A 13666-nucleotide genomic window follows, 5' to 3' on the forward strand; every position below is an offset into this window, starting at 1 on the left:
CGCCATGACCATCGCACCCCCGTCATCCGCTCACGAGGCGGCACACGTCCCCGGCATCGACCCGCAGCTCGCGGAGGAGGCGATCGCGCTCGTCCGCACCTGGCTGCGCGAGGCGCGCGACGAGAAGGTCGACGCAGCCGCGAAGAACCTCGCCGGCGTCCTCCGCGACCCCAACGGCCTGGCCTTCACCGTCGGCTTCGTCGACGGCGTCGTGCGCCCCGAGGACACGCGCGTCGCCGCGCGCTGTCTCGCCGGCCTCGTGCCGCTCATCCCGCGCTTCCTGCCGGCACCGCTGCGCGGGCTCATCCGTCTCGGCGGCGCGCTCGCGCCCGTCCTCCCGAGCGTCGTCGTGCCCGCGAGCCGCGCCGTCCTGCGCCGGATGGTCCGGCACCTCATCGTCGACGCGCGTGACGAGAAGCTCGGATCGACGCTTGCGCGCCTGCGCGGCGAGGGCATCCGCCTCAACGTGAACCTCCTCGGCGAGGCCATCCTCGGCCAGCGCGAGGCCGATAAGCGCCTCGCCGGAACCCGACGCCTCATCGAGCGCGACGACGTCGACTACGTCTCGATCAAGGTGTCCTCGACCGTCGCGCCGCACAGCCCGTGGGCGTTCGACGAGGCCGTCGACCACGCCGTCGCCGCGCTTGCGCCGCTTTACACGGCCGCTCGCGCGAACGGCACGTTCATCAACCTCGACATGGAGGAGTTCAAGGACCTCGACCTCACGCTCGCGGTGTTCATGCGCCTTCTCGAGCGCCCGGAGTTCCACGACGTCGAGGCCGGCATCGTCCTCCAGGCATACCTCCCCGACGCGCTCGGCGCGATGATGCGCCTTCAGGAATGGGCGAGTGAGCGCGTCGCGGGAGGCGGCGCCCCGATCAAGGTCCGCGTCGTGAAGGGCGCGAACCTCCCCATGGAGCAGGTCGACGCGGAGACCCACGGCTGGCCGCTCGCGACCTGGCCGAGCAAGCAGCACAGCGACGCGTCGTACAAAGCCGTGCTCGACTACGCGCTGCACCCCGAGCGCGTGCGATCGGTGCGCATCGGCGTCGCGGGCCACAACCTCTTCGACATCGCACTCGCATGGCTGCTCGCGAAGCGCCGCGGCATCGCCGGCGGCCCGGGCCTCGAGTTCGAGATGCTCCTCGGGATGGCCACGGCTCAGGCCGCGGTCGTGCGCCGCGAGGTCGGGTCGCTCCTCCTCTACACGCCGGTCGTGCACCCCGACGAGTTCGACGTCGCGATCGCGTACCTCATCCGCCGCCTCGAGGAGGGCGCGAGCCCGGAGAACTTCATGTCGGCCGTGTTCGACCTCGACGCCGACCCCGCCCTGTTCGCGCGCGAGCGCGACCGCTTCCTCGCGTCGATCGACCTCATGCCGAGCGACGTGCCCCCGTCCAACCGGGTGCAGGATCGCCGCGAGCCGCAGCCCGAGGGTCCGCGCGACGGCTTCCGCAACGCGCCCGACAGCGACCCGAGCATCGCCGGGAACCGGGCCTGGGCCGCGGACATCCGCGCCCGCATGGCGGCGTCGACCCTCGGCGAGGAGACGCTCGCGGCGCACACGCTCCGCACGCTCGAGGAGGTCGACGCCGTCGTCGACGGCGCGGTCGCGGCGGGCGAGGGATGGCGCGCGCTCGCCCCCGCGGAGCGCGCGGCGATCCTGCATCGCGCGGGCGACATCCTCGAGGCCCGGCGCGCCGAGCTGCTCGAGGTCATGGGGTCCGAGTGCGGCAAGGTCATCGAGCAGGGTGACCCCGAGGTCTCCGAGGCGATCGACTTCGCGCACTACTACGCCGAGAGCGCCCTGCGGCTCGCCGAGGTCGACGGGGCCGCGTTCGAGCCCGTCCGGCTCACCGTCGTGACGCCGCCCTGGAACTTCCCCGTGGCCATCCCCGCAGGCTCGACCCTCGCGGCGCTCGCCGCAGGGTCGCCGGTGATCCTCAAGCCGGCGTCGCAGGCGCGACGCTGCGGCGCCGTGCTCGCCGAGGCGCTGTGGGAGGCGGGCGTCCCGCGTGACGTGCTGCGTCTCGCGCGGGTCGAGGAGAACGAGCTGGGCCGCCGTCTCGTGTCGCACGAGCGCGTCGAACGCGTCATCCTCACCGGCGCGTACGAGACCGCGGAGCTCTTCCGGTCGTTCCGGCGCGACCTCCCGCTCCTCGCCGAGACGAGCGGGAAGAACGCGATCATCGTCACCCCGTCGGCGGACCTCGACCTCGCCGCGAAGGACGTCGCGTACTCGGCGTTCGGCCACGCCGGCCAGAAGTGCTCGGCGGCGTCGCTCGTCATCCTCGTGGGGTCGGTCGCCCGCAGTGAGCGGTTCCGCCGCCAGCTCGTCGACGCCGTCGAGGGCTACGAGGTGGGCATGCCGTGGCAGGCCGCCGCCCGGATCGGCCCTCTCATCGGCCCCGCTGAGGGCAAGCTCCGCCGCGCCCTCACCGAGCTCGAGCCCGGTCAGACGTGGGTCCGCGAGCCGAAGCAGCTCGACGACTCCGGCGCCCTGTGGACGCCCGGCATCCGCGATGGCGTGCAGCCCGGCAGCGAGTTCCACCTCACGGAGTACTTCGGCCCCGTGCTGGGCATCATGACGGCCGAGACCCTCGACGAGGCGATCGACCTCGTGCGCGCCGTCGACTACGGCCTCACGTCGGGGCTGCACGCCCTCGACGAGGACGAGATCGCCCGGTGGCTCTCGCGCATCGACGTCGGCAACGCCTACGTGAACCGCGGCACGACCGGCGCGATCGTCGAGCGCCAGCCGTTCGGCGGCTGGAAGAAGTCGGCGGTCGGCGCCGGGACGAAGGCCGGCGGCCCCAGCTACCTCTTCGGGCTCGGCACCTGGACGGATGCGCCCGTCGTGACGGCGAGCAGTGCGGATGGCGCGGCACGGCGCGCGGTCGAGGCGCTCGGCAACGCGGATGGCGCGGAGTGGCTCGAGAAGGCGCTCGCGACCGACGTCGTCGCGTTCGCGGAGGAGTTCGGCGTCGCGCGGGATGTGCAGGGCCTCCGGCTCGAGCAGAACGTGCTCCGGTACGCGCCGGTTCCCGTGACGATCCGCTTCGACGGACGCCCGCCGGCGGAGCTCGTGCGCGTGGCGGCCGCGGGGCTGCGTGTGGGCGCCGAGCTCGTCGTGAGCACGCCGACTGCTCTCCCCGAGCGGGTCGCGACGTGGCTGACGGACGCAGGCGTCGAGGTGGCGTTCCAGGATGCGGAGGCGTGGGCGGCCCGCGCGGCGCGCCTCGCCCAGACGGGCGGGCGCATCCGCCTCCTCGGCGGTGCGCTCGCCGACGTCGTGGCGGCGACGGACGGCGCCCCCAACGTCGCGGTGTACGACGGTCCCGTGACGTCGGCCGGCCGCGTGGAGATGCTGCCGTTCCTGCACGAGCAGGCGGTGTCGATCACCGCGCACCGCTTCGGCAACGAGCGGCGGTACGTCGTTCCCGGTCTCGCCGACGCCTGATCAGAGGGCGAGCCGCTCCCTCCCGGGGCGGTCCGCCTCTGTCACGGGCGGTCCGCCTCCGTCCCCCCGTCCGTCCGCGTCTCGCCAGATCTGGATGTCGCCCGCCCTGCATGTCTCACTCCCGGCGGGATAGGGAGGCCGAATCCCGCGCCGAGCGAGACATGCTCGGCCGGCTTCGGGCGGTCGGGTCAGTCGAGGCCGAGCAGCGACAGCGGGTGCGTGAGCCGCCACCAGAAGGAGGGCGGGGGCACGTCGTCGGTGAGGGTGAGCGCGACGCTCGTGTCGTCCATCCCGCCCTGCACGGCCAGCGTGCCGACCTCGTCGCCGGCTTCGGCTCCGAGCTCGACCTCGTACGACGGATCGGTGGATGGCGCGACGCCCTGCCACGAGATCACCTGGGCCTCGTCGGCGGTCACGATCGTGCTCTGCGCACCCCACTCGGTCCGGACGTGCGCGACGGGCACCTCGGCGGCGACGGCGGTCGTGAGCTGCATGCCCTCCTCGAGCTGCGCGAGGAGCTCGCGGCTCACGATCGCGCGGCTGTCGTCGTCGGGCTGGCCGACGACCGCGGCGTAGAGCGTCACGCTCGTCTGGCCGATCGTGACCTCCTTCGCGGACAGGAGGTTCCAGTACTGCGTGCCCGTCGACCACAGCGAGCCGGTCTTCAGGCCGACCACGCCCTCGTCCCCGATGAGCGGGTTCGAGTTCTCGACGAGCCCCGCTCCCGGGAGCACGACCGAGTCCTCGGCCATGATGCTCGCGAGGACCGGATCCTCGAGCGCGATCTCGGCGAGGCGGATGAGCGAGCGCGCGTCAGCGGTGTTCGCCGGGTCGATGCCGCTCGGGTCCGCCACCGTGATGCCCGTGAGCTCGTGCTGCGCGAGCCAGGCCTGCGCGTCGGCGAGCCAGGCCTCCTGCGTGCCCCACAGCTCGAGGACGAGCCGGTCGACGTAGTTGTTCGCCGAGCCGAGCATGACGCCCTGCAGCATCTCGTGCAGCGTGAGCGTGCCGCCCACGGGGACATCGAGCGACGACTCATCGGCCGTGAGATAGGCCCAGTACTCGTCGCTGTCGGCCTGCGTGAAGGCGTAGGACGGCCCATCCTGACCCAGCTCGAGGCCCTCGCGCTCGATGATCATGAGCGCGGTGATGATCTTCGTGATGCTCGCCATCGGCAGCGCCTCGTCGCTCGAGGCGATCGGGCCGCCGGGGCCGCCCTCCGCAGCGAGGGCGGCGATGCCGTCCTCCGGCCAGGTGACGGGGAACTCCTCGCCGATCGGCGTCTCGACGGTGAGATCCGAGATGGTGGGGGCGACGTTCGCGAGCGGCCACACCGCGCAGGACGCGACGTAGCCGAGGGCGAGCACACCGAGAGTGACGGTCGGCCCGAGCCAGAACCGGCGGCGCGTGCGCGGCGGAAGGAGCGACGGCTCGACGGGCACGAGGCGGCTCGTGGGAAGCGCGCCGGCCGTGCGCGAGGCGGCGACGGCGTCGGGGTCGACCCAGCCGAGCGCCGTGAGCGCCGCAGCGGCGTCCTGCGACGGCGCGGTCTCCGCCGCAGGGATGTCGTCGATTGCCACCCGCATACGGTACCCGCTGCTCCTGCGAAGACGGGAAGCGGCTCGTGGGATGCGAGTAGAATCAGCCCACATCACACGGGAGTCCGCCGAGCCGGACTGAGAGGACGCGAGCCGCGCGTCGACCGTCGAACCTGATCCGGGTCATGCCGGCGAAGGAAGGAGAACGAATGTCCACGTCCGTTTCCGCAGGACAGACCGCGACCGGCCGCCGCTTCACGTGGCGGGTCGTCGACATCGTCGTCGCGAGCGTGATCGGCGTCGCGTGCGCGGTCGTGTTCCTCGTCTGGAACATCGCCTACGAGCTGCCGAGCACGCTGCTCAGCCCGCTCCTGCCCGGGCTCGGCGGCCTCGTCGCCGGCCCGTGGCTCATCGCGGGCGTGATCGGCGGACTCGTCGTCCGCAAGCCGGGCGCCGCGCTCTACACCGAGCTGCTCGCCGCCGTGATCTCGGCGCTCGTCGGCAACCAGTGGGGTCCGCTCACGATCGTCTCGGGCCTCGTGCAGGGCCTCGGCGCCGAGATCGTCCTCGCGATCTTCCTGTACCGCGCCTTCGGCCCCGTCGTCGCGGCGCTCGCGGGCGCTGCGGCGGGCCTCGCCTGCGGCATCAACGACATCGTCAACTGGTACGCGGGGGCCGACGCGGCCTTCACGGCCATCTACATCGCGTCGACGACGCTGTCGGGCGCCGTCATCGCCGGCCTCGGCGGCTGGGCGATCGTGCGCGCACTCGCGGCGACCGGAGCGCTCAGCCGCTTCGCCGCGGGGCGCGACGTCGCGCGACGCGTCTGACGTGACGGCCGCGGAGACCCGCCCCTGCGGCATCCTCGCCGAGGGGTGGGGATGGCGGTACGGCACGCGCCTGGCATGGGCGGCCCAGGACGTCACGCTGTCGATCCGGCCGGGGGAGCGCGTGCTGCTCCTCGGAGCGAGCGGATCGGGCAAGTCGACCGTGCTGCAGGCGCTCGCCGGCGTGCTCGGCGGGGAGGACGAGGGAGAGCAGGCGGGCCGTCTCCTCGTCGACGGCGCGCCGCCGGAGGCCGCACGCGGACGGACCGGGCTCGTGCAGCAGGATCCCGACGCACAGGCCGTGCTCGCGCGCGTCGGGGACGACGTCGCGTTCGGGTGCGAGAACCTCGGCGTCCCGCACGACGAGATCTGGTCGCGCGTGCAGGAGGCGCTCGCGATCGTCGGCCTCGACGTGCCGCTCGACCGCTCGACGTCCGCGCTGTCGGGCGGGCAGAAGCAGCGCCTCGCCCTCGCCGGTGCGCTCGCCATGCGCCCCGGGCTCCTGCTGCTCGACGAGCCGACCGCGAACCTCGATCCCGAAGGGGTCGTCGAGGTGCGCGACGCGGTGTCGCGCGTCGTCGCGCACACGGGTGCCACGCTCGTCGTCGTCGAGCACCGGGTCGACGTGTGGCTTCCCGTCGTCGATCGCGTGATCGTCCTCGGCGGCGGTCAGCAGGGCGTCGTCGCCGACGGGACGCCCGAGGTCGTCCTCGCCCGACGTGGCGCCGAGCTCGCGTCGGGCGGCGTGTGGGTGCCGGGCATCCCGCCGCGTCGCCCCGGCCCGCCGCGCCACGCGCCGGGCGCTCCTCTCCTCGCTGCGGAAGCGCTGCAGGTGGGGCGCCTGCGCGACACGGCCGTGGCCGGTCCCGTCGACCTGGAGGTGCGCCCCGGCGAGGTGCTCGGCATCACCGGCCGCAACGGCGCGGGGAAGTCGACCCTCGCGCGCACGCTCGCAGGGCTCCTGCCGCCGGTCGACGGCCGAGTGGCGGCGGCACCCGAACTCGCGGCAGGGGCGGGCCCCGCGCCCATCCGATGGCGCTCGCGCGAGCTCCTCACCCGGATCGGCACCGTGCTGCAGTCGCCCGATCACCAGCTCCTCGCGAACACGGTGCGCGCCGAGCTCGAGGTGGGCATGCGCGCGCTCCGAATGCCCGACGCGGAGATCTCGGCGCGCGGGGAGGAGCTCCTCGCCACGCTGCGCCTCGCGCACCTCGCGGACGCCAACCCCCATACCCTCTCGGGCGGCGAGAAGCGCCGCCTCACGGTCGCGGCCATGCTCGCGACCCGGCCGCGCGTCTGCGTCCTCGACGAGCCGACGTTCGGCCAGGACGCGACGACGTGGGCCGAGCTCGTCGACATCATCGCCCGGCTGCGCGACGGAGCAGACGCCGCTCCGTCGGCGGTCGTCGCCGTGACGCACGACGCCGACGTCCTCACGGCCCTCGAGGCGCGCGTCCACCGCCTCGACGGAGCGGGGGTGCTCGGATGATCCCGGCGCCGCCCATCCCTCGGGGCCCGCTCGCGCACGTGAACCCGGTCGCGAAGCTCGGCGCCGCGCTCCTCATCGCGTTCCCGCTCATCCTCACGATCGACGTCGTCTCGGCGGCGGTCGCGCTCCTCCTCGAGATCCCGCTGCTCCTCGCCGCCGGCGTCGACGCGCGCACGTTCTGGCGCCGCACCGCGCCCGTCTGGATCGCGGCGCCGCTCGCCGCCGTGACGATCGCGCTGTACGGCGAGCCCAGCGGCACCGTCCACTTCGAGTGGCTGCTCGTGCGCGTGAGCGACGGATCGCTCGCCCTCGCCGCCGCGACGTGCCTGCGCATCCTCGCGCTCGCGCTGCCCGGCGTCGTCCTCTTCGCGACCGTCGATCCGACGGATCTCGCGGATGGTCTCGCGCAGCGCGTGCGGCTCCCGGCACGGTTCGTGCTCGGCGCGCTCGGCGGCATGCGCCTGGTCGGGCTCCTCTTCGACGACTGGCGCGAGCTCGAGCTGGCCCGTCGTGCGCGCGGCGTCGCCGATACCGGCCGCGTGCGCCGCGTCCTCGGGATGGCCTTCGCCCTCGTCGTCCTCGCCCTGCGTCGCGGGGCGACCCTCGCGACCTCGATGGAGGCGCGCGGCTTCGGGAGCGACCGCGCCCGGACGTGGGCGCGCCGCTCGCCCTGGGGCGCGCGCGAGTGGATGCTGCTCGCGATCGGCCTCGGCATCTCGCTCACCGCGGTTGCCGTCGCGGTCGCGACGGGCGCGTGGAACTTCATCCTCGGCCCGAGCTGAGCCCGGTGTCGTCGGGGGCAGGCATAATCGGACGCGGCTCGACAACCCACGACGCGGAGGCGGACATGGAGCACAGGACACTCGGACGAACCGGACGCGACGTCTCCGTCGTCGGACTCGGCACGTGGCAGCTCGGCGCCGACTGGGGCGACGTGTCGGAGGCCGACGCCCTCGGCGTGCTCGCGGCGGCGACGGAGGGCGGCGTGACGTTCTTCGACACCGCCGACGTCTACGGCGACGGCCGCAGCGAGCAGATCATCGGCCGCTTCCTCGACGAGCGCGGTCTGCGCGACGACATCACGGTCGCGACGAAGATGGGCCGTCGCGTCGATCAGGTGCCCGAGAACTACACGCTCGAGAACTTCCGGGCGTGGACCGACCGGTCGCGCGCCAACCTCGGCGTCGACACCCTCGATCTCGTCCAGCTGCACTGCCCGCCGTCGTCGGTGTACGCCGACGACGCGGTCTTCGACGCGCTCGACGTGCTCGTGGACGAGGGGGCGATCGCCCACTACGGCGTGAGCGTCGAGACCGTCGCGGAGGCGCTCACGGCGATCGCGCGGCCGAACGTCGCGACCGTGCAGATCATCGTGAACGCCTTCCGCCTCAAGCCGCTCGACGAGGTGCTCCCCGCTGCGCAGGAGGCCGGGGTCGGGATCATCGCCCGGGTGCCGCTCGCCTCGGGTCTCCTGTCCGGGCGGTACGACGAGACGACCTCGTTCGCGGCGAACGACCACCGCACGTACAACCGCTCGGGCGAGGCCTTCGATGTGGGCGAGACCTTCTCCGGCGTCGACTACGCGACCGGCGTCCAGGCCGCGCGCGAGTTCAGCGCGCTCGTCGCCGAGCAGGCACCCGAGGGCGTGTCGCCCGCGCAGGCGGCGATCGCGTGGCTCTGGCAGCAGCCCGGCGTGAGCAGCGTCATCCCCGGCGCCCGCTCGATCGCCCAGGCGCGGAGCAACGCGGCCGCGGGCTCTGTCTCCCCGCTCGGCGAGGCGTTCGAGGCCGGCGTGCGCCGGATCTACGACGCCCACCTGCGCGAGGCCATCCACCCGCGCTGGTGAGGCGGCGCGGGCTCAGCCCGCGATGACCGTCGCGATCGCGTTCCAGGCCTGGTACACCCCGAGCACGATGAAGAGCACGGCCGTGATGCCGAGCGCGACGTTGTGGTGCCAGCGGTTGCGGAACTCCGTCGGCACGCGATCGGTGTTGAGGATGGGCAGGAGCGTGATCGCGAGGAAGGGCATGAAGAGCGCGCCGAGGAATCCGTAGAGCAGCACGAGGAAGATCGGCTGGTCGAGGAACAGCATGAGCATGGGCGGGAACGTCAGCCACAGCACGTAGACGCGGAACCACTTGCCGTGTCCGCGGGAGTCGGCGTGATCGGAGCCCTTGCCGGTGATGTTGCCCATGAAGTCGGCGAACATGAGCGAGACGCCGTTCCACACGCCGAGAACCGACGAGAAGCCCGCGGCCCAGAAGCCGACGAGGAACCACACGCCGATGAACTCGCCGTAGCGCTCGCGCAGGACAGCGTCGAGCTCGAGAAGGCCCTGGTCGCCGGACGCCAGCGCCACGCCCGCTGCCTGCACGACCTCGACCCCGACGATGAGCATCGAGATCACGAAGATGCCGGTCACGACATACGCGACCGCGTTGTCGATGCGCATGACGCGGAGGAAGCGGGGCTTGTCCCACCCCTTCTCGCGCAGCCAGTAGCCGTACGCCGCCAGCGTGATCGTGCCGCCGACCCCGCCGGCGAGCGCGAGCGTGTAGAAGATGCCGTTCGGGGCATCCGGCAGAAGGGGGACGAGGCCCGTGAGCACCTGGAAGACGTTGGGCGCCGCGATGATCGCGAGGATCACGATCGTCACGAACATGAGGCCGACGAGCGCGGCCGTGATGCGCTCGAAGAAGCGGTACTTGCCGAACCAGATGAGGACGAAGCCGGCGAGCCCCATCGCGACCGCCCACATCCAGGTCTCGCCGCCGAACAGCGCGACGAGCGGGAGCGCGGTCGAGCTCATGGCCGACGCCGCGTACACGAAGCCCCAGATGACGATGTACGGGGCGAAGTACCACACGGGCCAGCGCCCAAGGGAGCGCCATCCCTCGAAGATCGTGCGGCCGGTCGCGACCGTGTACCGCCCCGCCCCCTCGACGAGCACGATCTTGAGGATCACGCCGAGGACCACGGCCCACAGGAGCATGTAGCCGTAGTTCGAGCCCGCGACGAGGGTCGCGACCATGTCGGCCGAGCCCACGCCGGTCGCCGCGACGACCAGGCCGGGGCCGATCACCTTCCACTTCGGGGTCTGCTCAGGCGACGTCGACATGCGAACCTCCTCGTCTCGCGGCGCGGCACGGCCCGCGCACTCCGACGCTAACGGCAGATCGCGGCGGATCGGCGCATCCGCTCCGGGGTGGTGCGCGGGCGGGAGCGCGGCGGCCACATTGTGCGCATCCGATAACGCCTTCGCCCGTCGGTGCCGCGCGGGGGCAGGATGGACCCGCGCGCGCCCGCGCGCCACATGCACGTTCGAAGGAGAGCGGATGATCCAGGACGGTTCCCTCGCAGGGCGGACGATCCTCATGTCGGGCGGGAGCCGCGGCATCGGACTCGCGATCGCGCTGCGCGCCGCGCGTGACGGGGCCAACGTCGCGCTGCTGGCGAAGACCGACAGCCCGCACCCGCGGCTCGAGGGCACGGTGCACACGGCGGCGGACGCCATCCGCGCCGCGGGCGGGCAGGCCCTCGCGATCGTCGGCGACGTGCGCGACGACGACGCGATCGCGCAGGCCGTCATGGAGACCGTCGGGACGTTCGGGGGCATCGACGCCGTCGTCAACAACGCGAGCGTGATCGACCTCTCCGGCTCGGAGGACCTCGCGGCCAAGAAGTACGACCTCATGCAGGACGTCAACGTCCGAGGGACGTTCATGCTGAGCCGGGCCGCCATCCCCGTCCTGCGCGAGAGCGGCAATCCGCACATCCTGTCGCTCTCGCCGCCGCTCACCGTCACGCCGCGGTGGCTCGGGGCTCATCCCGGCTACAGCATCGCCAAGTTCGGGATGACCATGGCGACCCTCGGGCTCGCCGCCGAGTTCGCGGACGCGGGGATCGCCGCGAACGCGCTCTGGCCGAAGACGCTCATCGCGACCGCGGCGGTGCGCAACATCATCGGCGGCGACGCGATGATGGCGCGCAGCCGGACGCCGGAGATCTACGCCGACGCCGCGCACGTCGTGCTCACCCAGCCGGCGCGCGCGTACTCGGGCCAGACGCTCATCGTCGAGGACGTGCTCGCCGACGCCGGCGTGACCGACCTCTCGGGCTACGCGGCCGTGCCCGGGACGCCCGACGAGGACCTCATCCCCGACGTCTTCCTCTAGCCTCGGCTCACGTCGCGTTCCACAGGTCGCGGTAGTACGCCATCCGCTCGCGGTCGGGTGCGACGCCGTAGGCCTCGACGAGCGCGTCCTCCCAACCGGGGCCGTAGTTCCACTCGGTGCTCATGGCGGCCACCGCGATGTCGGCCCAGCGGTCGGCGACGCCGAGCGCGCCGAAATCCACGTGACCCGCCCACCGGCCCGCGTCGTCGACGAGGGTGTTCGGGCAGCAGGCGTCTCCGTGGCAGACGACGAGCCGGTCGACGGGCGGCGCGGCCTGGAGGGCGTCGGGCACGCGGATGCCGCGGCGCGCGGCGTTGGACACACGGTCGGGCACCTGCCACGACCAGGGGCACTCGGCGACGGGGAGCGCCTCGTGCAGCGCTCGCAGGCCCTCGCCCACGGCGCGCACGGCTGTCGCGGGGTCGGCGAGCCACCGCGGTGCGACCGCGCTCCGCCCCGGGAGCGCGCGCGTCACCATCCACTCGTGCGCGCCATCCGAGCCGTGCGCGATCACCTCGGGAACCCGAGCCCACCGCACCGCCCACGCGAGCCGCTCGGCCTCGTCCGCCATCGACGTCTCGAGGTCGAGCGGGCCCCACTTGATGTACCGCCCGTCGTCGGTTCGGAAGGTGAGACCGCCGAGCTCGTTCCGCCAGGCAGGCTCGAGCCGCGCGGGCCCCGCGAGGGCGCGCACGCGGTCCGGCACGGCGATGTCGTCGACGGGGATGCTCATGCAGCCATCCTGCCCTGCCGGAACCAGCGGCTTCGCAGGGCGGGGCTCTACCCTGGAGGAATGACCGAGCGCCCCGAGAGCACGACGACACGCCCGACGAGCACCGGCGTGCGGCAGGTGCGCCCGCGCACGGAGGGGTGGCAGCAGCAGAAGGACGAGAGCGGTCGCCCGCTCCTGCAGTTCGCGAGCCCGAAGCGGGGCAAGCCCCCCGTGCACCTCGCCGACCTCACGCCCGAGGAGCGCGTCGCCAAGGTCAAGGAGCTCGGCCTCCCCGGCTTCCGGGCGAAGCAGCTCGCGAAGCACTACTTCACGCACTACACGAGCGACCCCGCCGCGATGACGGACCTCCCTGCGGAAGGGCGCGAGGAGCTCGTCGCCGGGCTCCTGCCCCCGCTTCTGACCGAGGTGCGCCGCCTGCAGACCGACGGCGGCGACACGATCAAGTTCCTCTGGAGGCTGCACGACGGAGCGCTCGTCGAGTCGGTGCTCATGCGCTACCCCGGGCGCATCACGCTGTGCGTGTCGTCGCAGGCCGGCTGCGGCATGAACTGCCCGTTCTGCGCGACGGGGCAGGCGGGTCTCACGCGCAACATGTCGGCGGCCGAGATCGTCGACCAGATCGTGCGCGCGAACCAGGTCATCGCGTCGGGCGAGCTGGGCGGCAAGAAGGCCGACGATCACAGCGCCGAGCGCGTCTCGAACATCGTCTTCATGGGGATGGGCGAGCCGCTCGCGAACTACGCGCGCGTCATGCAGGCGGTGCGGGTCATGGTCGACAAGAAGGAGGGCCTCGGCATGAGCGCCCGCGGCATCACGGTGTCGACCGTGGGGCTGGTCCCGGCCATCCGCAAGCTCGCGGCCGAGGACATCCCCGTCACGTTCGCGCTGTCGCTGCACGCGCCCGACGACGAGCTGCGCGACGAGCTCATCCCCGTCAACTCGCGCTGGAAGGTCGACGAGGCGCTCGACGCCGCGCGCGCCTACTTCGACGCGACCGGACGCCGCGTCTCGATCGAGTACGCCCTCATCCGCGACATGAACGACCACGCGTGGCGTGCCGACCTCCTCGCCGAGAAGCTCAACGCGCGCGGCAAGGGCTGGGTGCACGTGAATCCCATCCCGCTGAACCCGACGCCGGGATCGGTGTGGGACGCGTCGGAGCGCTCGGTGCAGATGGAGTTCGTCCGCCGGCTCAACGACGCGGGCGTGCCGACGACCATCCGCGACACCCGGGGCAAGGAGATCGACGGCGCCTGCGGTCAGCTCGCGGCGGATGATCCTGAGCCGCGAAGCGGCTCGCCCGTCGCCGCGGGTTGAGCGAGCGAAGCGAGACGAAACCGCCACGGAGGACGATCAGGCGGCTACGGCAGCCGCGGGCTGAGTCGTAGCAAGCGGTTTCCGGATTTCGCGCCGAGGTGCCGTCAGGGGCGGCTAGCGTGAAGGC

Annotated in this window: 10 protein-coding genes and 1 riboswitch; of the genes, 7 read left to right on the forward strand and 3 right to left on the reverse strand. The window is 72.8% G+C overall.

All coding sequences use genetic code 11. The features are described from left to right. Nucleotides 1–4 precede the first annotated feature (4 nt). Nucleotides 5–3460, forward strand: coding sequence for a bifunctional proline dehydrogenase/L-glutamate gamma-semialdehyde dehydrogenase (locus GC092_RS02175; protein ID WP_324013843.1), 3456 nt, complete (start codon nucleotides 5–7; stop codon nucleotides 3458–3460). Between the two features lie 188 nt (nucleotides 3461–3648). Here GC092_RS02175 and GC092_RS02180 read toward each other — a convergent pair whose 3' ends face one another. After that, entirely contained in the window at nucleotides 3649–5040 is a 1392-nt protein-coding gene (locus GC092_RS02180; RefSeq protein WP_282980115.1) for a D-alanyl-D-alanine carboxypeptidase family protein, read from the reverse strand. Nucleotides 5041–5105: 65 nt separating this feature from the next. Beyond that, nucleotides 5106–5216, forward strand: a riboswitch (TPP riboswitch). Here GC092_RS02180 and GC092_RS02185 point away from each other — a divergent pair. From GC092_RS02185 to GC092_RS02200, 4 genes are all read left to right on the forward strand, one after another. After that, the gene (locus GC092_RS02185; RefSeq protein WP_271174348.1) at nucleotides 5208–5828 is read left to right on the forward strand and encodes an ECF transporter S component; all 621 of its coding nucleotides are present in this window, start codon (nucleotides 5208–5210) and stop codon (nucleotides 5826–5828) included. Its footprint overlaps the riboswitch before it by 9 nt. A 1-nt stretch (nucleotide 5829) precedes the next feature. After that, on the forward strand, nucleotides 5830–7314 hold the full coding sequence (locus GC092_RS02190) for an ABC transporter ATP-binding protein (RefSeq protein ID WP_324013846.1): 1485 nt from the start codon (nucleotides 5830–5832) through the stop codon (nucleotides 7312–7314). Further along, entirely contained in the window at nucleotides 7311–8096 is a 786-nt protein-coding gene (locus GC092_RS02195; protein ID WP_271174346.1) for an energy-coupling factor transporter transmembrane component T family protein, read from the forward strand. Before GC092_RS02190 ends, GC092_RS02195 begins: the two co-directional genes overlap by 4 nt. Before the next feature lie 65 nt (nucleotides 8097–8161). Then, entirely contained in the window at nucleotides 8162–9160 is a 999-nt protein-coding gene (locus tag GC092_RS02200; protein WP_271174345.1) for an aldo/keto reductase, read from the forward strand. Between the two features lie 12 nt (nucleotides 9161–9172). Here GC092_RS02200 and GC092_RS02205 read toward each other — a convergent pair whose 3' ends face one another. Continuing rightward, a complete protein-coding gene (locus GC092_RS02205; protein ID WP_324013849.1) occupies nucleotides 9173–10432 on the reverse strand; it encodes an Nramp family divalent metal transporter in 1260 nt (419 codons plus the stop codon). A 217-nt stretch (nucleotides 10433–10649) separates the two neighbouring features. Here GC092_RS02205 and GC092_RS02210 point away from each other — a divergent pair, with 217 nt between their 5' ends. Continuing rightward, complete coding sequence (locus GC092_RS02210) at nucleotides 10650–11489, forward strand: SDR family oxidoreductase (protein ID WP_324013850.1); 840 nt, start codon at nucleotides 10650–10652, stop codon at nucleotides 11487–11489. A 7-nt stretch (nucleotides 11490–11496) separates the two neighbouring features. On the opposite strand, the gene GC092_RS02215 is transcribed toward GC092_RS02210, so the two are convergent. Continuing rightward, nucleotides 11497–12222, reverse strand: a complete 726-nt coding sequence (locus GC092_RS02215; RefSeq protein ID WP_271174342.1) for an aminoglycoside 3'-phosphotransferase — start codon at nucleotides 12220–12222, stop codon at nucleotides 11497–11499. A 60-nt stretch (nucleotides 12223–12282) separates the two neighbouring features. On the opposite strand from GC092_RS02215, the gene rlmN reads away from it, so the two are divergent. Beyond that, entirely contained in the window at nucleotides 12283–13539 is a 1257-nt protein-coding gene (gene rlmN, locus GC092_RS02220) for a dual-specificity RNA methyltransferase RlmN (protein WP_324013852.1), read from the forward strand. Nucleotides 13540–13666 lie beyond the last annotated feature (127 nt).

This window comes from Microbacterium sp. JZ37, assembly GCF_035188445.1.
GTDB lineage: Bacteria > Actinomycetota > Actinomycetes > Actinomycetales > Microbacteriaceae > Microbacterium > Microbacterium barkeri.

Excerpts from the sequence above, each read along its gene's own strand:
- GC092_RS02175 (WP_324013843.1), top strand. The coding sequence starts at position 5 with ATGACCATCGCACCCCCGTCATCCGCTCACGAGGCGGCACACGTCCCC.
- GC092_RS02185 (WP_271174348.1), top strand. The coding sequence starts at position 5,208 with ATGTCCACGTCCGTTTCCGCAGGACAGACCGCGACCGGCCGCCGCTTC.
- GC092_RS02195 (WP_271174346.1), top strand. The coding sequence starts at position 7,311 with ATGATCCCGGCGCCGCCCATCCCTCGGGGCCCGCTCGCGCACGTGAAC.
- GC092_RS02200 (WP_271174345.1), top strand. The coding sequence starts at position 8,162 with ATGGAGCACAGGACACTCGGACGAACCGGACGCGACGTCTCCGTCGTC.
- GC092_RS02205 (WP_324013849.1), bottom strand. The coding sequence starts at position 10,432 with ATGTCGACGTCGCCTGAGCAGACCCCGAAGTGGAAGGTGATCGGCCCC.
- GC092_RS02210 (WP_324013850.1), top strand. The coding sequence starts at position 10,650 with ATGATCCAGGACGGTTCCCTCGCAGGGCGGACGATCCTCATGTCGGGC.
- GC092_RS02215 (WP_271174342.1), bottom strand. The coding sequence starts at position 12,222 with ATGAGCATCCCCGTCGACGACATCGCCGTGCCGGACCGCGTGCGCGCC.
- rlmN (WP_324013852.1), top strand. The coding sequence starts at position 12,283 with ATGACCGAGCGCCCCGAGAGCACGACGACACGCCCGACGAGCACCGGC.